The organism is Thioalkalivibrio sp. HK1 (assembly GCA_000583135.1).
Classification (GTDB): domain Bacteria; phylum Pseudomonadota; class Gammaproteobacteria; order HK1; family HK1; genus HK1.
Window position 1 is genome coordinate 101,071 of record JFBG01000011.1, and the last position, 24,501, is coordinate 125,571.

A 24,501-nucleotide genomic window follows, 5' to 3' on the forward strand; every position below is an offset into this window, starting at 1 on the left:
GCCGGCGCTCGGATTCGAGGCCTTGCGGACTTCGCCGACCTTGCGATCTCGAGCGTCGATGATCGTCGAGGGATCCTTCGATCGAGGCGCCGTCCGCTCGAGGGCTTCGACCACCGAGACGGATCATTCGCAAACACCGGTTTGGGCAATGGAAAAGTCATCCTCCGCTACGAGCACCACGACTCATAAGGCTACCCCCGGTAGCGATTGGCCGGATTCATGGTACGCCGCGACCATCCCCGATCCGCCGCCGACTCCGGTTCTCGCAGGCTCCCACAGTGCCGATGTCTGCGTGGTGGGAGGGGGATATACCGGTCTTTCGGCCGCGATGTATCTGGCCGAGCGGGGTTATTCGGTGATCTTGCTCGAAGCCCATCGCTGCGGTTGGGGGGCGAGCGGGCGCAATGGCGGCCAGATCGGGAGCGGTCTTCGCGGATCGGCCGATGCCCTCGAGGCCACCTTGGGCGTCGAGCGCGCCCGCATTTTGTGGAATCTGTGCGAAGAGGCCAAATCCCTGATCGCTGAGCGGATCGCCCGCCACGGGATCGAATGCGAATACCGACCGGGGAATCTACTGGCATGCATCCGCTCCCGCCATATCCCCGCTATCGAGCGCGAGGCGGAGTTTTGCCTAAAGCGCTATGGATACGAAGGCTTTCGGATGTTCGATCGCCAAGCCATGCGCGCCGAGGTCGCCAGCGATGAATACGCCGGGGGACGCATGGATGCGGGCGGCGGCCATCTGCACCCCTTGCGCTACGCCTTGGGGATGGCACGGGCGGCGTCCAAGCTTGGAGTGAGGATATTCGAGCATTCGAAGGTGGAGTCGATTCGTTGGTCACAACCCGCATCGCTGCGCACGATGAGCGGTGAGGTGAGTGCGCGCTACGTGATATTGGCGGGTAACGCCTACCTCGGTGGCATCGAGCCTCGCATCGAATCCCGTATCATGCCGATCACCAGCTATATGCTGGCCACGGAATCATTGGGTGAATCCCGGGCGCGATCCTTGATCCCGAGCGGGGCTTGCGTTCATTCCACCCGCTTCGTGGTCGATTATTACCGCTTGAGCCACGATCATCGCCTTCTTTTCGGCGGCGGCGAGACTTGGTCCCGTCGCCCCCTGTCCACCCCGAAGGATTTCGTTCGTCGATATCTATCGAGAGTTTTCCCGCAGCTTGCAAAGGTGGGGATCGACTATGCGTGGAGCGGACAGCTGGCCATCACCATGAGCCGCCTGCCGCATGTGGGAAGATTGCCGCCGAACGGTTTTTTCGCGCAGGGCTTTTCCGGGCACGGGGTCGCCTTGAGCCAGATCGCCGGGGTGTTGATCGCCGAGGCGCTTTGCGGAACGGCGGAACGTTTCGATGTGCTGGCGAGTTTGAGGCATCGCCCTTTCCCCGGCGGCACCCGCCTGCGGCATCCCTTGCTGGTTCTCGGGATGCTCTTCTACGCCTTGCGGGATCGCATCTAGCGCTCTCGATCTTCCATCGGTGGGTCGCGCAAGACATCGGCCAAGATGGATATCGAGCGCAATCCGAAGGCGGCGGATGCGGGCGATCATCATCGGTCGGTATTTGACTTATAATTTTCTTTGCGTTTTCTTTTGGCGGTTTTTCGAGCGAATGCCTTTTGAAATCGGTCGCCCAAGCGCCTTATCGCCGTCGCAGTGCCATCGAGGGTCGAGGAGAAAGCATGATGAAGAGGATCAAAGAGGGGATGATCGCGCTGGTCTTGGCCCTTGTCGTCATCGCCGGGCATCCCCCCGAGGTGCAAGCGCAGGCTCCCGGGTTGACGATTTCCCCGCAGTTATTGACGATCAGCGAGGGTTCGAGGGCTTCCTTCACCGTGATGCTCGATACCGTGCCGAGCGGGAATGTGAGGGTGGTTTTGATCGGGCTGTCGAACGGGCATATAACGCTCGACCGGAGTGAGTTGGACTTCGATCCCCGGAATTGGAATGTTCCTCAAACAGTTACCGTATCCACCGCCAACGATCACGATGCCACCGATGAACGAGTGACCCTCACGCTCATTGCCAGGGGATCGGATTACGTCAATGTCCGAGGGGAAATGCAGATAGAGGTCCGCGATGACGATCGCCCGGGGCTGGTGATTGACCCGTACAGGGTGGTGATCGACGAAGGAAGCAGCGACAGATTCACTTTGAGGCTCGCAACCGAGCCGAGCGACACGGTCGAGGTGATGATCGGCCGACCGCTGAATAGCGATATCAGAGTATCCCTCTCAAGCCTGACCTTCAATATCGAAAATTGGAATACCCCCCGAGAGGTCATCGTTCGAGCCATCGAAGATAGCGATCTATCCAACGAAGATACGGAAATTCCTCTCACGGCCCGCGGCGGGGATTACGAGGGACGTACCGGGATCGTACCGGTCACGGTGATCGACAGGGGGGATCCCTTGCCGCCGACGCTCGACGATTACGCCTTGATCGTCTCCGATCCCTCGATGACCTTGGAAGAGGGTGGAAGCGGTCGCTTCGAAGTGAGGTTGAAGACGCGACCGAGAGGCAATGTGACGGTGAATTTCATATTGCCGGACCATAGCGATGTGACCCTCGACTCCGATACCTTGATCTTCACGCCTGCGAACTGGGGCACGGAACAGCCGGTGGAGGTCGTCGTCGGCGAGGATGCCGATTTTTCGAACGATACGGTGAGGATCGAACTGGTCGCCTCGGGCGGCGGATATGACATCGCCCAGGGCAGGGTGGATGTAACGGTGATCGATAACGATACCTTCGGCAGCGCCTTGATCCTGTCCCCCAAGAATCTCACCTTGAACGAGGGTGAAAGCGGCACCTTCACGGTGCGGCTATCGCTTCGTCCCGGGGCCGAGGTGAATGTGGTTTTATCGCAGACGTCGAATCCCGATATCAGGTTCGATACCGATGCGAATCGCCCCGGCAACCAGAATTCCCTGATATTCACCTCGCAGAACTGGAATATCCCCCGACCGGTCAGCGTCTTCGCCGCCCAGGATAACGATGCCATCGAAGATCGAGCCACCATTTCATTGATGGCCTCGGGTGGAGGTTATATCCGGATCGAGAACGAACTGCCGGTCTCGGTGATCGACGACGACCCCCCTCCCGGCTTGATATTGTTCCCATCGAGGGAAATCACGGTCTCCGAGGGCGATAGCGGCATCTTCACCTTGAGGCTGGCGACGAGGCCGAGCGGGGAAGTGACGCTGACCTTGATACAGCCCTCGAATTCCGACATCAGGGTCGATACCGATTCGAAGAGGGAGGGCTTTCAGAACAAACTCGTCTTCGGACTATCGAATTGGGCACAAGAAGAGTTGGTGATCGTCAGCGCCAACCGAGACAATCGATATAGCCGCACGGAAGTGTCGATCGTCGCCGCCGGAGCGGAGGAGTATGCGGGCATGACGACGCAGCTCTCCGTCATCGCCATCGAGTCCAATCCCTCCTTGGCGTGGGAGTCAAGAGGTGCGATCCCCGCCATCTCTCCTCCGAATGCGCAGGATACGACGACCATTCGCATCAGCTGCAAGGAGGATGGCGTGCCCTGCGATGTTTTCCTCGATTGCACCGCCCAGGACGGCACCATCTATCGAGGCCGGATGAGCCCCATACCGTCGATGGGCGCAAGGGTGTTGAGCACCCGGGATGTCGTTTCCATCGTCGGTGGCGATTGGAGCGGCAAAGGCCGTCTCCTTTGCTCTTTGAGATCCCAGGAGATCGTCAGCGGGCAGATTTGGACCCGCTCCGGAGACGGAGTGTTGGTCAACAACACCCAATCCCTTCGCAGCGCCGAGGTGGCCGATGCCTTGGGCCGGACCTATCATCGGGTGGATATCGAATCGATCCCCTCGCCGGATGATTCGGATCTGAGCAATATTCGTATCCGCTGCGAGGGTGGGAACGACTGCACCGATGTGGTGTTCGAATGCTACGAGGATGACGGAACTTTATATAGCGGGGTGTTGGGGCTCATCGGGCGAGCGCATACGAGACATTTACAAACGCAGGAGCTGTCTTCGATGATCGGACACCGTTGGCAGGGGATGACGCTCTCTTGCGAGGTGAGATCCGATCATCCCTTCAGCGTGCAGGTGCTGACCCGAACCGGTGGTGGCGGAGCCTTGGTCAATAACAGCGCAACCAGCGCCTACCGGGATAGTATGGAGTTCCGGTGAGGATTTCCGCGCTCGTTTGGCCGTCGGGCGATCGACCCGGATGATCCAAACCATCCCCGCCGCCGATCGAGTGCATTCGATGGAGGGTGCATCGTTTGCATCATCTGTATCATCGGGCCGAAGGATCGATTGATTTTTTCGCCGAAATAGCACATCATCATGGCAACTAATTTGAAGTCCCCTCGTCATCCATCTTGAAATTGAAAAGAGCCCCTATCGGCGAAAGAAAAGATCGATGGATATTCCGATACTCAGGTGTTTCTATCGATGAAGCGCATCGGCTGAAACCAAGGGGAGGAAAACGATGAGAGCGAGCCCCGATACTCATCATCGATCGGATGATCGATGGGATCGCTTGGGCAGGCAGCCGGCAGGCTTTCGATGTTTCTCCCTCCTTGCAGTTCTCCTTACTCTGCCTCGTAGGTCCCCTCGTAGAAAAAACACAGGTCATCTTGCGATCCCGTTTTTCTCCCGCTCATCGATACCGGATTCGGGGCCGGGTTTCGCTCGCCGCTTGCAAGGCTATCTGCTGATCGGGGCATCGATGCTGGCGTTTTCGCTATCGGCGTCGGCGCAGGATGTCGGCGTGGTCCCATCCCCCACGGCTTGGAGTGTCAGCGAAGGCGGCTCGGGGACCTTCGCCTTGAGACTGGCATCCGACCCGACAAGCGACAGGACGGTCACTCTGACAGCGACCGGCTCGATCACGATCGATACCGACGCCGATGTGGCGGGCAATCAGAACACGCTGACCTTCACCGGTGGGAGAGACGGCAACTGGGAAAGCGATCAGACGGTGACGGTCAGCGCCGCCGAGGACAGCGACAACAACGACGGTAGCGCGACGATCACCATCAGCGGTACCGGTATCACGAGCGCATCGATCACCGTGAACATATTGGAGACCGTCGATGCGGTGCGCAGCCCCAACGATTTGACCGTCGAAGAGGGCCAAAGAACCACTTTCGATTATCGATTGGCGGAGCGACCGAACGGGAATCGGACGATCACGCTATCGACCGACAATATCTATCTCCTGCTTTCCTCCGGTGATATACAAGGAAGGCAGAGCATCACCTTGACCTTCACCCCCTTGAACTGGGCTACCGCTCAGACCGTTACCGTGCGCACCTTTATCGATGGGGATGCGATGGATAGCGAGGAATTCATCGATGTCGCCTTGGGCGCCGGCCTTGTCCATCAAAGCGGTTTGGATTCGAGGGTGAAGGTGAGCCTGAAAGATAACGATATCACTTTGACCGTGTCGCCGACATCTTTGAAAATCCCCGAGGGCGAGACGGGAACTTTCACCGTCAAACTCTCACAACAGCCCCCGTCGAAAGACGACAAGACCCTTCGCTTCGGATCGATATCGCCCAACAACCAGTCGGAGATCATCGTCGATGCCGACCCTGCAACACCGGGCGTGCAACACACCTTGACCTTCACCGGGGGCGATGACGGTAACTGGAATACCCCTCGGACGGTGGCGGTCTTGACCACCGCCGACGACAACTCCGAATCGGAAAGCGGAACCATCTCCATCAACGGCTCCGGCATCGCCAGCACCGTCATATCCGTTCTCTTGGAGGAGGTGTCGGTTTTGCAACTGGATGCGCAAGGTTCCGGGGCCAACTTGCGAGTGACCGAGGGTGGATCGCAAACCTTCACCGTCAGAATAAAAGAACGCATGGAGGGCAGCAGGACGGTCAATATGGCATCGTCCACCAGCGAAATAACGTTGAATCCGACGAGCCTGACCTTCACCGGGGGTCGGGACGGCAACTGGGACACCCCGCAGACGGTCACGGTCAATGTCAGCAGCGACACTGACTCGGATGACGATTTCGGCGATATCACCTTCACCGGCACCGATGTCGGGACAAAGACACTGTATGTCTATACCTACGAACCCGTAAATATCGTTCGCGACAAGAATTCCATCACCGTCGATGAGAACTTCAAGTACCGAGGTCGGACCACGTTCAAGGTCAGATTGGCGTCGCAGCGTTTCAGAAATCTCGTATTGAAGTCCAGTACGCCGAATCTGCTGATCGATGCGGGCGATGGATCGTACAGAACCACGCAAACGATCACCTTCGGCTCCACCAACTGGAATATCGACAGGACCGTCACGGTCGTCGCTGGGGATGACCTCAATCAATCGGACGAAGAGGCGACCATCGAATTCGGGGGTATCGGCTTTGCCTCGCTGCCGGCGATGGATGTCGATATACGCGATGACGATATCTCGACCTCCGTTTCCCCTGCAACCTTGGACATGAACGATGGCACCACCTCGACCTTCACCGTCAAGTTGGCATCGCAGCCACCGGCGAAGGACGATAGACAGTTGATCATGCGGATCGACCCCCAGTCGTTCCCGCCCGTCGATTTCACTTTCACCCCCTCGTCCTTGACCTTCACCGGAGGTGACGACGGCAATTGGAATACCCCCCAGACGGTGACGGTCTCATCGGCGGGGGATAGCGACAACGATGACGACACGCATACCCTTCGATTCTTCGGATCCGGTATTCATAGTCAAACCTCGTCCCTCACCATCCGCGCCTTGGATCAGCTGACCCCCCTGACTCTTTCTACGACATCGTTGACGGTCACCGAGGGCAGCTCGAGAACATTCACCGTCAAGTTGGCAATGCAGCCGTCCAGCAATCGGACGGTCGGTTTCACATCGAGCAATCCCGACATCACTTTCAGCTCGACATCGCAGACATTCACGACCAACAACTGGAATCAGGATCGAACCGTGACGGTCAATGCCGCCGAAGACGACGATAAACAGGACGAAAGCGCCACCATCGAACTTGGCGGGGCCGGCCTCGTCTCGGCATCGATATCGCTAACGGTGGAGGATGACGATCCCGCCGAACTCGCCTTGTCGACGACGAGCCTGAGCATCCCCGAGACCGGAGTGGGGTATTTCAACGTCAGGCTGAAATCCCCCGCCGACCGGAGTGTAGGTCTATTCAGCGACAACGATGAAGTCGTTCTTGACCCCAAAACTTTGAACTTCACCGTCGATAACTGGAATACCCCCCAGACCGTGAAGATCACCGCATCTGCCGACGATGATCAAATCAACGATACGGCGAATATCACTTTCAACGCTCCGAAAATCACCAGCCCGACATTGGTTGTAACCGTCGTCGAGTCCGACGATTCGGTGCCGCTTCCATCGAAAGGGGCGCTCACCCTTTTGGAAGGGGATTACGAGGATCTGACCATCAAATTGTCATCGGCGCCCCCGACGGATAGAACGCTCACCTTGACCTCCGACAATGCCGATATCATCCTTTCCCCCGGGACGCTGAACTTCACCACGGTCAATTGGAATAGCCCTCAAACGGTGAGGGTGCGAGCGCGCGAGGATAGCAATCGAGAAGACGATCAGGTGACGATCACCCTCGGCGGCACCGGCATCCATCGCACCGAGATAACGCTGATCGCGATGGAGACCGTCGCGATCATCCGCGATACGAACTCCATCGTCGTCGATGAAGGCACCTCGACCTCCACGTTCAAGGTCAGGCTGGCATCGCAGCCGCCCGGCGACAGGACGCTGAGGATGAGGTCCACCCATGCCGACCTCACGATGGCCACCGAAGGAGGGACATCGAGCCGGGATCTGGCTTTGACCTTCACCGCCGACAATTGGAGTACCGACCGAACCATCACCGTCAGCGCCGCCGAGGATGCCGACGGCCAGAGCCGGGACGAGTACATCGATTTTTCCGGTCTCGGCTTCGATTCCATCGCAAGGATCCGAGCGCGAGTGCGCGATGACGATATCGCGCTCACCCTCTCGCCGACATCGCTGTCCATCGACGAAGGCCGGAGGGAGATCTTCACCGTCAAACTGGCAACGCAACCCCCGAGGAAGGACGACAGGACGGTTTTCTTGAGATCGGATAGCGACGAGATCTCTTTGAGCCCGAGCTCGCTGACCTTCACCGGGGGTGATAACGGCAATTGGAATATCGCAAAGCGAGTGCTCGTTTTTACGAGCCGAGACAAAGATACCGTCGACGATCGCGAGACGATCAGCCTCACCGGCACCGGCATCTTGAGCGGATCGCTGGTCGCAAACATACACGAGACCGTCCCTCTTTCCATCAAGGGCCTGCCATTGACGCTCAGCGAGGGCGGGTCGGCGACCTTCTCGCTTAGTTTGAGCGCGCAGCCCGCCGGCGACAGAACCATCGCCTTGGCATCGAATAACGCCGCGATCTCGATCGATACCGACCCCGATCGAACGGGCAATCAATCCACCTTGACCTTCACCGGCGGTGCCGGCGGCAATTGGGCGACCGATCGCACCGTCACTCTCAGCGTGGCCGCCAACAGCATCTCGCAAGATATCAACGTCGACAATAACAACGAGATGATCCGCATCAGCGGCTCCGGGGTCTACGTTCCCCTTCCCCTGACCGGGATCACGGTGCTCGATGCCATCCCCATCGTATTGGATCGCTCCTCCATCATCATGGATGAGCGAACCGATATCTTTCACGAACCGAATCTTCCTTTCTTTAAAATCAAGTTGGCATCCAAACCCTCGGTGGCAAGGACCGTCAATCTCAAGGTGACCAATCGAATCATCAAGATGACCCCTCCGGGGAATCGGATCACGTCGAATACGAGTTTGGATTTGACTTTCGGCGAGCGCGATTGGAACGTCTACAAGACAATCCGTCTCGGTGCGGGCGACGATCAGGATGCGATCGACGAAGACGAGCATATCGATATCACCGGTTCGGGGGTCGCCTCCAAGCGATTGGAGATGACGATAAGAGACGAGGATGTCGCTTGGGTGCCATCGTCCAATCCCATTTATATCGACGAGGGGCAGACCGGGAACTTCACGATCAAATTGAGCCGACAGCCACTGTATAAAAACGACGTAACCTTCACCTTGGCCCCCAGTTCCGGCACCCTCACCCCGAGATCCCTGACTTTTACCGGTGCCGATAACGGTAACTGGAATACCCCCCAGACCATGACCTTCACCGCCCCCACCGATGGGGATATGAACGACCAAACGATCACCATCATCCGCGACGGCAACTATCTCCACGTCAAAGGCGATCCCATTCGGATCATCGTGACCGACACCTCCATCGAACCGGAGATATTGGATATGCCGCAGACCGTGACCGAGGGCGGCACGGGGACGTTCAAGGTCAGGCTGAAAACGGAAGCCACCAGGAAGATCAACCTGACATCGAGCGATGCCGGTATTACCTTGAGCCCGAGCATGCTCACCTTCTCCGGCAGAGGGGGCAACTGGTTTCAGCCTCAGACGGTAACGATCACCGTCCCCGCCGACGACGACCAATCCGATGGTCAAGTGACGATCACCTTGGCGGGAGCCGGTATCGCCACCACCACGGCAACTGCGACCACGGTCCATACCATCGATGCGCAGCGCAGCCGAAATTCCATCACCGCCGTCGAGGGTACCTCGAGTTCCACCTTTACCTATGTATTGGATGCAGCGCCTCTTGCCGATCGGACGATCGACATGAGGAGCACCCATGACGATATCACGCTCTCCACCGCCAGGGGCACGGCGAGCCGGGATCTCACCTTGACCTTCACCCCCGACAACTGGAACCAGTCGCAAACGGTGACCATCACCGTCGCCCATGATGACGATGCCGCGGATCGCACCGAATATATCGATTTCACCCTCGGTGCGGGTTTGGCCCATAAAACGGGGACCGATGCAAGGCTGGAGGTGACGCTCCAAGAGGACGATGTCGCCTTGACCCTATCCCCGACCTCGTTGGACTTGGCCGAGGGCTCCAATGGAACCTTCACCGTCAAACTGGCAAGCCAGCCGCCGGCCAAGGACGATAAGACGATCACCTTGAAAAAGGCCGACGAAGGCAGTCCCGATATCGATTTCACCCCGAAAACCCTGACCTTCACCGGTGCCGACAACGGCACTTGGAATACGCCCCGGACGGTCACGGTCACCACCGTGGAAGATAGCGATGACGACGACGACAGCGCAACGATCGAACTCACCGGCAACACCGGCGTCGAATCCGCATCGTTGGTCATCACCGCAAAGGAAACGGTCTCGATGATGTTGTCAAGTAGTGCCGTGTCGGTGAGCGAGGGTGGAAGCGAAACCTTCACCGTCAAACTGGATTCTCAGCCAGGTGGCAATAGAACGATCACCCTGACATCGGATAACGATGCGCTCGATATAACCCCCGCCTCGTTGACCTTCACCGACGATAACTGGAGCGTCGAACAAACCGTGACGCTCAGCGCCGACGAGGACGCCGATGCCTCCGACGCCAACGCCGATATCAGGTTGGCAGGCCCCGGTATCACCCCGGCCCAAATGGTCGTCTCTATGCTCGAAGTCATCGATGCCATTCGAAGCCCCATCACGGAATTGCTCACCGTCGAAGGAGAAACGCCGGGGACCTTTACCTATGTGCTCGATGCAAGACCGCCGAGTGCCGCCAACCGGAAGATCACATTGAGCACCACCGATAACGACAAGGCCGCCGATCTCAAGATCGCCCTCGGCAATGGCCCGCCGAGCGATGAACTCACCTTGACCTTCACCCGTGATAACTGGAATGTCGCGCAGACGGTCAAGGTCATCAAAACCGAGGACGACAACAGGCACAGCGCCATCGAATCCGTCCAAGTCGCCCTCGGCGCCGGTCTTGCCCATAAAACCGGGACCGGTAATCGGTTGCGAGTGAATATGCGAGATGACGATACGACGATCGTCAGCTCGACGGATTCGTTGGATATCAGCGAAGGCGGCCAAGGGACCTTCACCGTCAGACTCGATGGCTGGCCCGGGGGCCGCACCGTCAATATGACATCGAACAACTCCGCCGTTACCTTGAGCCCCTCATCCTATACCTTCAGTGGCAGCAACTATCGCACCGGTCAGCCGGTGAGGGTCACCGTTCCTACGGATAACGATACCGTCGATAACCAGGCAGTGGCGACGATCAGTCTTGCCGGCGACGATTTCGAGACCGTCACGGTGACCGTGAACTCGATCGAGACCGTCAAGGCGAAACGGAGCAAAAATTTTATAGAGATCGGGGAGGGGACATCGACGGAGACCTTCACGTTCGTGCTCCAATCAAAACCGGTCGGGGATAGGACGATCGAGATGAGAACCACCACCGACGATCTCACCCTCGCCACCGACGGCGGCGCTTCGAGTCGGGATCTCACCTTGACCTTCACCCCCGATAACTGGAATAGCGCGCAGACGGTCACGCTCAGCGCCGCTCACGATGCCGATGCCGCCGATAACACCGAATATGTCGATTTCACCCTCGGCGCCGGTCTTTCCCGCGGTGATAACACCGATGTAAGGTTGGAGGTAAGGCTGAAAGATGACGATGTCGCCTTGACTCTATCCCCGACGACGCTGAATTTGATCGAGGGGGAAACGGGAACCTTCACCGTCAAATTGTCGAGACAGCCACCGGCCAAGGATACCAAGACGATCACCTTGGTCGAAGTCGGCAGGGGCAACGACGATATCTTTTTTACGCCCCGCTCTTTGACATTCACCGGCGGGGACGATGGCAACTGGAATGACGAACAGACGGTGACGGTCACGACCTTCAGTGATTCGGATAATGTCGACGATAGCCTGACGATCAGTCTTACCGGCAATACCGGGGTCGAATCCGCCTCGTTGGTCGTCAACGCCCAAGAGAGCGTCGCCTTGGCCCTGTCGAATACCCCGGTAACGACGACCGAAGGCTGGAGGGGGACTTTCCAGATCAAGCTGGCAACCCAGCCCGCCAGCGACAGGACCATCAACTATACGGCGAATAACGCTGCGATTACCTTTTCCCCCACATCGATGACCTTCACCGGCGGCAGCGACGGCAACTGGGATGACAACCAAACGCTGACCGTCAATTCCGCCCATGATAGCGATACGATCGACAACGAAGTGACGGTCACCTTGACCGGCGACAGCGTCAGGACCGCCACGGTAACCGTCTATGCGCTGGAGTCCATCCCCTCTTATGTGGACAGAAATTTCATCATCACCGACGAGGGGAAATCGACGGGCGTCTTCGATTATGTGCTCGATAGACAGCCTCAATACGATCGCAGGATCGATCTGAGAACCACCCGCGAAGATCTCACCCTCTCCATCGGCGACGGCACCCCGAGCCGGGATCTCGCCTTGACCTTCACCCCCGATGACTGGAATGTGGCCCAAAGGGTCAAGATCAGCGCCCCCGAGGATAACGATGCGAACGATCACGAAGGGCAAATCAGAATCACCTTGGGGCCGGGGCTTTCCCATAGAAACGAGGGCGGCAACAACAAGAGGTTGAGAGTGCTGATTCTCGATAACGATGTGCCGGTCATCCGTTCGAAGACCCAACTGGATATCAACGAGGGCGAAAGCACGACCTTCACCATCAAACTGGGGAGTCGCCCGGCGCGGGATCGCGGCTTCGCATTGTCATCGAATGACGATGACATCACCGTGAGCCCTGCATCGCTGACCTTCACCAATGGCAACTGGAATGCCGAACAGACGGTGACGGTCAGCGCCGCTGCGGATGACGATACGGTGGACAACCCCAACAAAGCGACGATCGCGATCACCGGCAGGAGTTTCGCCGACATCTCGATGCCCGTGAATACCTACGAGGGGGTCAAGGCGGATCGGAGCAAGAATTTCATCGTCGTCCCCGAGGGAACATCGGCGCAGACCTTCACCTATGTGCTCGAATCGCAGCCGGCCGGGAATAGAACGGTCGGGTTGAGGAGCACCACCGACAATCTCACCCTTTCCACCGCCGGCGGCACGGCGAGCCGGAACCTCACCTTGACCTTCACCTCCGATAACTGGAATAGCGCACAGACGGTCACGCTCCACGCCGCTCACGATGCCAATGCCACCGACGATACCGTTTATGTCGATTCCATCTTCGGCGGCGGCCTTTCCGCGGCCGCAGGGGACGATTTAAGGTTGAGGATAACGCTGGAAGATGACGATGTCGCCTTGACCTTGAGTCCGACCTCGCTGGAATTGAGCGAGGGAACTTCGCAGACCTTCACCGTCAAATTGGCGGAACAACCCCCGAATGAAGCTGTCCGGGAGGTCTTTTTGGCCGCCGCCGACGGGGGCAGCCCCGATATCTCTTTTACCCCCGCCCAACTGAGTTTCACCGGTGGGGACGATGGCAACTGGAATGACCCTCAGACCGTCACGGTCAGCGCCGAAAGCGATAGCGATACCGCCGACGATAGCGCGACGATCAACCTCACCGGCAAGGGCGATGCCACGGTCGCCCCCGCTTCCTTAGGTGTGACCGTCAAAGAGGGTGTCGGAATGGTCCTGTCGAAGACGAGTTTGACGGTGACCGAAGGCGCAAGCGAGACATTCACGGTCAGGCTGGATACGAGGCCGGGCAGCGACAGGACGGTCGCACTTGGATCCGACAACGCCGCTGTCACCCTCAGTCCGACCTCGCTGACCTTTACCGGCGGGAACGACGGCAACTGGAATACCCCCCGGACGGTGACGGTCAGCGCCACCGAGGACGATGATACGAGTGACAATACCGTAGCCGTTACTTTGACCGGCGCCGGTCTTCGCCAAAGCGGTCTTGCCGTGATCGCGATGGAGGCCATCAAGGTCGCTCGCGACCGCAACTTCGTGGTCGTCGACGAGGGCACATCGACCTCCACCTTCACCTATGTGTTGGAATCCATGCCCGGTCGCGATCGAACGATCGAAATGATGACTTCCCATGCCGATCTGACGATCGTCCCCGGCGGTGGTTCTTCCGCAAGTCGAAGTCACACCCTGACCTTCACCCCCGTCAACTGGAGCACCGCCCAAGCGGTCACCCTCGCAGGTGCCCAAGATAGCGATGCCACGGATCGCAGGGAAGATATCGATATCACTTTGGGCCCCGGCCTTGTCCATAAAACCGGTGTTCCGAACGATGTGAGCGTCCTTATGCAAGATGACGATATCACGTTGACCTTGACGGGTACTCCGCTTCGCATGAGCGAGGGAGAAAGCGGGACATTCACGGTCAAGATGGGTTCTCTGCCGATTGAGAATCGGACAGTGAGTTTGTCATCGAACAACACCGATATCACCTTGAATCCGACCACCTTGACCTTCACCGGCGGGGATGACGGCAACTGGAATACCGCCCGGACGGTCACGGTCAGCGCGGCGGCGGATGCCGACAGCACCGACGATAGCGCTGCGATCACCCTTACGGGTAACGGATTCGTCGACGCCGAGGTCAAAGCGGATGCGTTGGAAGCGATCGAAGTTACTCGGGACAAGGACAGTATCGATGTCGAGGAGGGTACATCGACGAAGACCTTCACTTATAGCCTCGCTTCGGCACCGGGGAGCGATCGGACGATCTCGATGAAAACCTCCCACGCCGACCTCACGCTTGCCGTCGGCAACGAAACCCCGAGCCGGGATCTCGTATTGACCTTCACCCCCGACGACTGGACTACCCGAACGATCACCATCTCCGCCGCCGAGGATGCCGATGCCTCCGACAGCGCGCATCATATCGATTTCACCTTGGGTGCCGGTCTTGCCAATCCCACCGGGAAGGGCAATAGGCTGACCGTCAACTTGGTGGATGACGATGTCGCATTGACCTTGAATCCCACATCATTGACTTTATCCGAAGGCGCCACCGGAACCTTCACCGTCAAACTGGCGAAGCAGCCGCCGGACAAGGGTACCAAGACGATCACCTTGACATCGAGCGACAGCGATATCGCTTTGAATCCGGCATCGCTGACCTTCACCGGCGCCGACGACGGCGATTGGGATACCGAGCAGAGGGTGACGATCACATCGACGGCGGATGCCGATACGACCGATGACAGCGTGACGATCAGCCTCGCCGGCACCGATATCCAATCCGCCTCTTTGAGCGTGACGGTGAAAGAGAGCGTGGCCTTGACCTTGTCGGAGACCGAAATGACGGTGACCGAAGGCACAAGCGGGACATTCACCGTCGCCTTGGCCTCCTCGCCCCCTAGCGACAGGACGGTCACATTGGCATCGAACAACGCCGCTGTCACATTGAATCCGGCCTCGTTGACCTTCACCGGCGGGAACGACGGCAACTGGAATACCGCGCAGACGGTGACGGTCAGCGCTGCTGCGGACGACGATAACGCCGACAACGCCGTGACCGTCGATCTGACCGGCGCCGGCCTTGACTCGGCGACGGTCGCCGTGACCGCGATGGAGGCCATCGAGGTCGATCGCAGCCGCAACTTCGTGATCGTCGACGAAGGTACATCGACGTCCTTCTTCACTTATGTATTGGAATCGCAGCCCCCCGGCGATCGAACGATCGAAATGATGACCACCCATGCCGATCTGAAGATCGTCACCGGTGATGACTCTTCGAGTCGCAGTCACACATTGACCTTCACCACCGACGACTGGAACCAAGCCCAGACGGTCACGCTCAGCGCCCCCCAAGATACGGATATGGTGGATCACGACGAGGATGTCGATATCACATTGGGCCCCGGCCTTGTCCATAAAACCGGGGTTCCGAACGATGTGAGTGTCCTTATGCGAGATGACGATATCACGCTGACCCTGACGGGTACGCCGCTGAGCATCAGCGAGGGAACGAGCGGGACATTCACGGTCAAGATGGCTTCTCTGCCGCTGCGGGAGCGGAAGGTGGAACTGTCATCGAACAACACCGATATCACCTTGACTCCGACCATGTTGACCTTCACCGGCGGGAATGACGGCAACTGGAATACCGCGCAGACGGTGACGGTCAGCACCACGGCGGATACCGACGACGATGACGATATCTCGACGATCAGCCTTACCGGGGGTGGATTCCTCGACGCCCAATTCCGGACCCGCGTGCTCGAAATTATCGATGTCGTTCGAGACCCCATCGGAACCTTGCTCACCGTCGAGGGAGAAACGCCGGGGACCTTCACCTATGTGCTCGATTCACAGCCCGACAGCAATCGGACGATCGCATTGAGCACCACCAACGGCGACCAAGCCGCCGATCTCAAGATCGCCATCGGCGATGACACCCCGAGCGATAGCCTCACCTTGACCTTCACCCCCGACAACTGGGATGACGAGCAGACGGTCAAGGCCATCAAGGTCGAGGACGCCAACAGGCACGGCGCCATCGAATATGTCGAGGCCACCCTCGGCGCCGGTCTTTCCCATAAAACGGGGACGAGCAATCGGTTGAAGATCGATATGCGCGATGACGATACGACCATCATCCGCTCGCCGACCTCCTTGGATATCAGCGAGGGTGGCAGCGGGACCTTCAATGTCAGGATCGATGGATGGCCGGAAAGCAGGGTCGTCAATATGACCTCGGATAACCCCGATGTTACTTTGAGCCCGACATCGTATACCTTCGTAAGCCTCAACTATAGAACCAATCAGCGGGTGACGGTCACGGCGGCGGCGGACGCTGACACGATCGATGACAGCGCGACGATCAGCCTTGCCGGCGATCATTTCGATACCGTCACAGTGACCGTGAATGTCCGCGAGGTCGTCGATGCTTATCGCAGCCGCAACTTCATAATCGCCGGCGAAGGCACATCGACATCCAACTTCTATTATGTGCTCGATGCGCAGCCGGCCGGCGACCGGACGATCGCATTGGCAACCACCCATGACGATCTCAAGATCGCCACCGGCACCGGCACCCCGAGCCGGAATCTCACCTTGACATTTACCCCCGACAACTGGGATACCCGACAAACCGTCACCGCCACCGTCGCCGAAGACAGCGACAAGACGGATCGTTATGAATATATCAATCCCACCCTCGGCGCCGGCCTTTCCCATAGAAACGGAGTGTCCGGGAGTGTGCAAGTGCTATTGCGCGATAACGATGCCGAGATCATCCTTTCGGATATATCGCTGGACATCACCGAGGGCTCGACGGACGAGTTCACGGTCAAATTGGGATCTCAGCCGACCCGCGACCGAACGCTCACCTTGACCTCGAGCGATACGAAAGTCACTTTGAATCCGGCCTCTTTGACCTTAGGCAGCGGCAACTGGAATACCGGACAGACGGTCACGGTCAGTGTCATGACGGATGACGATACGGTCGACAACTACCCCCTTGCAACGGTCACTATCAGTGGCGACGACTTCGGTGACATTACGATGTCCGTCAACTCCCTCGAGCGCATCGAGGCCAAACGCAGCGTAAACAGCATCGATATTCCCGAGGGGGGATCGGCAACCTTCACTTACAAGTTGGAGGCGATGCCCCCCGCCGACCGGACGATCGAAATGATGACCGGTCATGCCGATCTCACCCTGGCCACCGGCACCGGCACCCCGGGCCGCAATCTCACCTTGACCTTCACCCCCGACAACTGGAGTACCGAGCAGACGGTCACGGTCCATGCCGCTCACGATGCCGACGATACCGATCTCAGCGACTTCATCGATGTCACATTGGGAACCGGTCTTGCCCATGAGAGCGCCTCGACGCCAAGGCTGCAGGCGATGGTCAAAGACGACGATGTCTCCTTGACCTTGGATCCGACATCTTTGTCCTTGTCCGAAGGGAATTCAGGGAACTTCACCGTTAGGCTTTCAAGACAACCACCGGATAAAGGCAACAGAACGGTCAACCTGACCGCCGCTACCGGGAGCAGTTCCGATATCACCTTTTCGCCTCCATCGCTGACCTTCACCGGCGGCGACGACGGCGATTGGAATACCGCCAAGACGGTGACCGTCACGGCGATAAGCGATAGCGACAATGTCGACGACAGCGCGACGATCGAACTCGCAGGCACCGGTGTCGTTTCCGCCTCGTTGGCGGTCAGCGCGAAGGAGTCCGTCGACCTGACCTTGTCGAGAAGTCGGCTGAATATCAGCGAGGGAACGAGCGGGACGTTCACGGTCGCTTTGGCATCGCAGCCGGTCGGCAGCCGGACCGTGGCATTGACGGCATCGAATGGCACGGCGATCACCTTGAATCCGGCCTCGTTGACCTTCACCGGCGGCAGCGCTGGCAACTGGGCCACCGCTCAGACGGTGACGGTCAATGTCGCACCGGACGGCGATGCTCTCGACAACGCGATGACGGTCGATCTCACCGGCACCGGTCTCACCTCCGCATCGCTGACCGTGAACTCGCTGGAGTCTCTCGAAATCAAGCGGGATCGAAACTTTATCCATGTCGTCGAGGGCACTTCGAAGTCGACCTTCGCCTATAAGTTGCAAGCGCGCCCAAGCATCGATCGAACGATCGAAATGATGACTTCCCATGCCGATATCAAACTCGCCACCGGTGATGAGACTCCGAGCCGGTCGCTCACCTTGACCTTCACCTCCGATAACTGGGAAGAAGCGCAAACGATCACGGTGAGCGCCGTCGAGGATGACGATGCCACCGATCGGGAAGATCGTGTCGATATCACCTTGGGTCCCGGCCTTGCCCGAGACACATCGGATACGGAGAATCTGACGGTAAGGCTATTCGATGACGATATCCCCTTGACCCTCTCTCCGACATCGTTGAATTTGAGCGAAGGCGAAAACGGCTCCTTCACTATCAAGCTATCCAAGCAACCCCCGGACAAAGACGATCGGACGATCACCTTGGCCGCCGACGGGGGCAGCCCCGACATCACCTTTTCGCCGGCAACGCTGACCTTTACCGGCGCCGATACCACCGGCAACTGGGATACGGCCCAGACCGTGAGCATCCGAACCGAGTCGGATGGGGATACGACCGACGATAGCAAGACGATCAATTTCACGGGTAACGACATCGTGTCGGGCTCGCTGGTGGTCATCGCCAAGGAGTCCGTCGTTTTGACCCTGGCGAATACCCCGCTCAAGGTGACCGAGGGCGGAACGGCCAAATTCACGGTCAAATTGGCATCTTCGCCGAGTACCGACAGGAGGGTGGATCTGACATCGAGCAGCGCCGCTATCAGCATCGACACCGACCCCGATACCGCGGGGAATCAGACGATGCTGACCTTCACCGGCGGCAGCGCCGGCAACTGGAATACCGCCCAAGAGGTGAGCGTGACCGCCGCCGCCGATAGCAACGACAGCGACGATACATCGACGATCGGTCTCGCAGGCCCCGGCCTTACCTCGGCCTCGGCGAACGTGCATGCGCTGGTGCCCATCGAGATCGAACGAGATCGCAACTACATCATCGTCGAAGAGGGCGGCACCGGCTCCAGATTCACCCCCGCCTTCGACGTCTCGCTGAAAAAACGGCCGGATAGCGATCGGGTGGTCAATCTGAGCACCGACCATGCCGATCTCACGATATCCACCGGCGGCGGCGCTTCGAGTCGAAATCTTGCCTTGACCTTCACCCCTGCCAATTGGAATCAGAAGCAGCAGGTCAGAGCCAGCGCCGCTCACGACAACGATCTGACGGATCGCGAGCAGAGAATCGAATTCTCCGGGGTCGGGCTCGCCGCCATCGGTGCGGTCAGGGTGAATATGCGCGATGACGATATCAGCGAGCTGAAAACGACCTCGACGATATTGGATACCTTCGAGGGCGGTTCGACGACATTCACCGCCGAGCTCTACCGGCAGCCGACGGCCGATCGCTCGGTCAGCATGACATCCGACAACTCCGATATCACACTGAGCCCGACCTCGCTGACTTTCACCGCTACCGACTGGAACACCCCCAAAACCGTGACCATCACCTCCAGCGCGGACAATGACGGGGACGATGATCAAGCGACGATCACCTTCACCGGCAGCGGTGTCAGAGATCACTCCATCGAATCCGACATATTCGAGGCCACGAGTTTGGTCTTGTCGAGCACCTCGATCGAGGTGGACGAGAACGGCACGCAAACCCTCACCGTCAAGATGTCCGCCCGGCCGGGCGGCCCCCGGGCGGTCGTCCTCCAAAGCGGCCATGACGATCTCACGATGAGCACCGGCGGCGGCGATGCAAGCCGCACCCTCACCTTGGATTTCACCCGCAACAACTGGAATGTCGATCAGACGGTAACGCTCAAAGCCGCTCAGGATGCCGACTTCGCCGACATCGACACGCATATCGATATCGATATCAACGCCATCGACTACCCCACGAGGATCGATGTGAAGATACTCGATGACGATGTTCCCATGCTGATTTTGTCGGCATCATCGTTGACCTTGGTCGAGGGCGGGTCGGCGACCTTCGATGCGAGATTGGACCGACTGCCGAATATCGATATCACCGTCGCCTTATCCTCCGACGATTCCGATATCACTTTCAGCCCGGCTTCGCTGACCTTCACTGCAGGCACCGGTGGCAACTGGAATACCGACCAGACGGTGACCGTGAGCGCGGCGACCGACAGCGATGCCCTCGACGACAGGGCGACGATCGGTCTCACCGGTTCGAACTTCAGGGATACCTCGTTATCCGCCACGGTATTGGAGGCGATCGGCCTGACCTTGGCCCCATCGATGCTGACGGTGACCGAAGGCGGTACGGGGACATTCACCGTCAAACCCTCATCCAAGCCGAGTGCCGATCGGACGATCGATTTTGCATCGAGCGATAGCGCGGTCACCATCGATGTCGATGCCGACACTGCGGGCAATCAAACCACGCTGACCTTCACCGGCGGCGATGACGGCAACTGGAATACCGCCCGCACCGTCATCGTCAGCGTCGCAGTCGATAGCAATGCCACCGACGATAGCGTGAAGATCGATCTCACCGGCACCGGCATCACCCCCGCCGAAGCGACCGTGACCGCGCTGGAGGCCATCGCGCTCACCTTGAGCAGCGCTCTTGTCATCGTGGACGAGGGCACATCGGGCGAGGCCCTCGTCAAAATCAAACTGGCATCCAAGCCCAGCGGCAACCGAACCCTGACCTTGAGGTCCACCGATGACGATCTCACGCTCGCCACCGGTGGCGGGACCGCGAGCGAAGAGATATCCCTGACCTTCACCGGCGGCGACGACGGCAACTGGAACAGCGATCAAACGGTAGCGCTCAGCGCCGCCCGCGATTCCGATTCGGTGACCCGAGATGAATATATCGATCTATCGGGTGCCGGTTTCGCCGCCCCCGGCAGAATCACGGTGAGGTTGCGCGATGACGATATCGCCCTCGTCCTGTCGCCGACCTCGCTGAGGATCGACGAGGGCGAAGACGGGAACTTCACGGTGCGGTTGATGACCCGTCCGAGCGAAAACGTGACGGTGAATTTGGCGCAAAACGACGATAACGCCAACGCCGATATCACCTTCGATACCGATGCCGATATGGCCGGTGTCCAGACCTCGCTGATCTTCACGGAGTCGAATTGGAATACCCCTCGAACGGTGAAGGTGATCGCCGCCGAAGATGACGATACCGCCGCCGACGAAGCCACCATCGATCTCAAGGCCACCGGTGCGAACTACGAAGGGGTGAGCGAAAGCATCGTGATTTCGGTAACGGACGACGATATGGAGGGGCTGAAACTCTCCACCGGCAGTTTGGTCGTGATCGAGGGAGCCAGTGCCACCTTCGATGTGCAGCTCGATACCGAGCCCGGCGGTGAGGTGACGGTGACCCTTTCGCAAAGCGGAACGGCCAATTCCGACGTGACCTTCGATACCGACCCCGACACTTCAGGCAATCAGGACGTGTTGAAGTTCACCACCGATAACTGGGGCACTCCCCGCACGGTGACGGTCAATGCCGCCGAGGATGCCGATGCCCTCCCCGATAGCGCGAAGATCGCTCTTGGTGCATCGGGAGGCGGATACGACAACATAAGCGGCGAAGTGGATGTATCGGTGACCGAGAACGATCGGGCACTGAATCTTTCGGATATCGGCCTGACGATCACCGAAGGGGCAAGCGGCCGGTTCACGGTGAATCTATCGACGCAACCGACCGCGGAAGTCACGGTGAGGATCCCGCAGCCGACCAATAGCGATGTAACCGTCGATACCGACGAGACCGCCGACGGCAACCAGAACGTCCTGACCTTCACCACCTCGAATTGGAGCACCGCCCGGACGGTGAAGGTGAGCGTCGCCGAGGACGAAGATGCGGTCGCCGACAGTGCGAATATCTCTTTGAGTGCATCCGGAGGCGACTACGAGAATCTGAGCGCTAGCCTCTCCATCTCGGTAACGGAGACCGACAGCGCGAGTCTGGATCTCTCGACGAGCTCGCTGACCGTATTGGAAGGCGGCAGCAAGGGCTTTACGGTCAAGCTGACCAGCCGACCGAGAGAGGATCAGGATGTGACGGTGAGCATCGGGCAGCGCGGCACGCCCAACAGCGATGTGACGGTGAGCCCGACATCGCTGACCTTCGCCGGCTCGAATTGGAGCCAGCCCCAAACGGTGACCGTCGGAGCCGCCGACGATAGCAATACCGTGTCCGAGAGCGTGATATTGGATCTGAATGCATCCGGTGCGGATTACGGCAGCGTGAAAGATAGCGTCACGGTCACGGTGACGGATAACGATAGCCCGGGACTGACCCTGTCTTCCAAGAGCGTGACGGTGGCCGAGGGCGGCAACAACACCTTCACCGTGAAGTTGGTAACCCAGCCGAGCGACGATGTGACGGTGACGGTAGCCCAAAGAGCCCCGACCAACCCCGATGTGACCTTGGATACCGATCAGGACACCGCCAACGATCAGAACACGCTGACCTTCACGACTTCGAATTGGAACCAGACTCAGATGGTGACGGTGAGCGCCGCCGATGACGACGATCCCCTCGCCGATAGCGCAATCATCGACTTGAGCGCATCGGGAGGAGGTTATGGCTCCATCACCGAGAGCGTGACGGTGAGGGTGACCGAAAACGACGAGACCGAACTGACGCTATCGACGACCGACTTGGGTATGGCCGAAGAATCGACCGCCACCTTCACGGTGAGGCTGGAGGCGCTGCCGAGTGATGAAGTGACGGTGACCGTTGCCCAAACCGGAACCGCCAACCCCGATGTGACTCTGGACAAGTCATCGCTGACCTTCACGACCTCGAACTGGAATCGGACCCAAACGGTGACGGTGAGTGCGGCCGATGACACCGATGCGATCAACGATATCGCGACGATCCGCCTGAGCGCCACGGGCGGCGGCTACGCCTCCGTCACCGAAGACGTGAAGGTGACGGTGACGGACAATGACGCGGCGGGCTTCACCCTCTCGCCGACCTCCTTGAAGGTGAACGAAGGATCGAACGACAACACTTTCACCGTAGCGCTGGCGACATTGCCGACGGCGAGCGTGACGGTGACCTTGGCGCAGCCGACCAATACGGATGTGACGGTGGACACGGACACGAGCGCCGCCAACAACCAGAACACGCTGACTTTCACGACGTCGAACTGGGACGTAGCGCAGACGGTGACGGTGAGCGCGTTGTCCGATGCCGATGCGGTGGATGACGAGGCGACGATCGGTATCAGCGCAACGGGCGGAGGCTACGGCACGATCACGGCAAGCATCGATGTGGATGTTGACGACGACGACACGGCGGGGTTCACCCTCTCGCCGAACTCCTTGGACATAAGCGAGGATTCGAATGACAACACCTTCACGGTGGAACTGGCGACGCAGCCGACGGGGAATGTGACGGTGACCTTGGCGCAGCCGACCAACACGGATGTGACCGTTGCTCCGACGTCGCTTTCGTTCACGACGTCGACGTGGGATACGGCGCAGACGGTGACGGTGAGCGCGTTGTCCGATGCCGATGCGGTGGATGACGAGGCGACGATCGGAATCAGCGCGACGGGCGGAGGCTACGGCACGATCACGGCAAGCATCGATGTGGATGTGGACGACGACGACACGGCGGGGTTCACCCTCTCGCCGACGACCTCCTTGGATGTGGACGAAGGTTCGAGCGAGACCTTCACGGTGGCGCTGGCGACGCAGCCGACGGCGAGCGTGACGGTGACTTTGGCGCAGCCGAACAATACGGACGTGACGGTGGACACCGACACAAGCATCGCCAACAACCAGAACACGCTGACCTTCACGACCATGAACTGGAACCAGCCCCGGATGGTGACGGTGAGCGCGGCGCCCGATGCCGATGCGGTGGACGACGAGGCGACGATCGGCATCAGCGCGACGGGCGGAGGCTACGGCACGGTCACGGCAAGCGTCGATGTGGATGTGGACGACGACGACACGGCGGGGCTGACGGTGTCGACGGACTCCTTGGGCGTGAACGAGGGGGGGAGCACCACCTTCACGGTGAGACTGGCGACGCAGCCGAGCGGGGATGTCAC

Annotated in this window: 3 protein-coding genes; all 3 read left to right on the top strand. The window is 59.0% G+C overall.

Annotated elements, in window-relative coordinates; translation table 11 throughout:
• The first annotated feature begins 148 nt into the window (after positions 1-148).
• Positions 149-1,474, top strand: coding sequence for an NAD(P)/FAD-dependent oxidoreductase (locus BF99_RS0104065; protein WP_025769860.1), 1,326 nt, complete (start codon positions 149-151; stop codon positions 1,472-1,474).
• Between the two features lie 224 nt (positions 1,475-1,698).
• Positions 1,699-4,188: a hypothetical protein gene (locus BF99_RS0104070; protein ID WP_156013153.1), complete on the top strand. Its 2,490-nt coding sequence runs from the start codon at positions 1,699-1,701 to the stop codon at positions 4,186-4,188.
• Between the two features lie 304 nt (positions 4,189-4,492).
• On the top strand, positions 4,493-24,501 hold a 20,009-nt coding region (locus BF99_RS20180), incomplete at its 3' end, for a hypothetical protein (protein ID WP_156013154.1).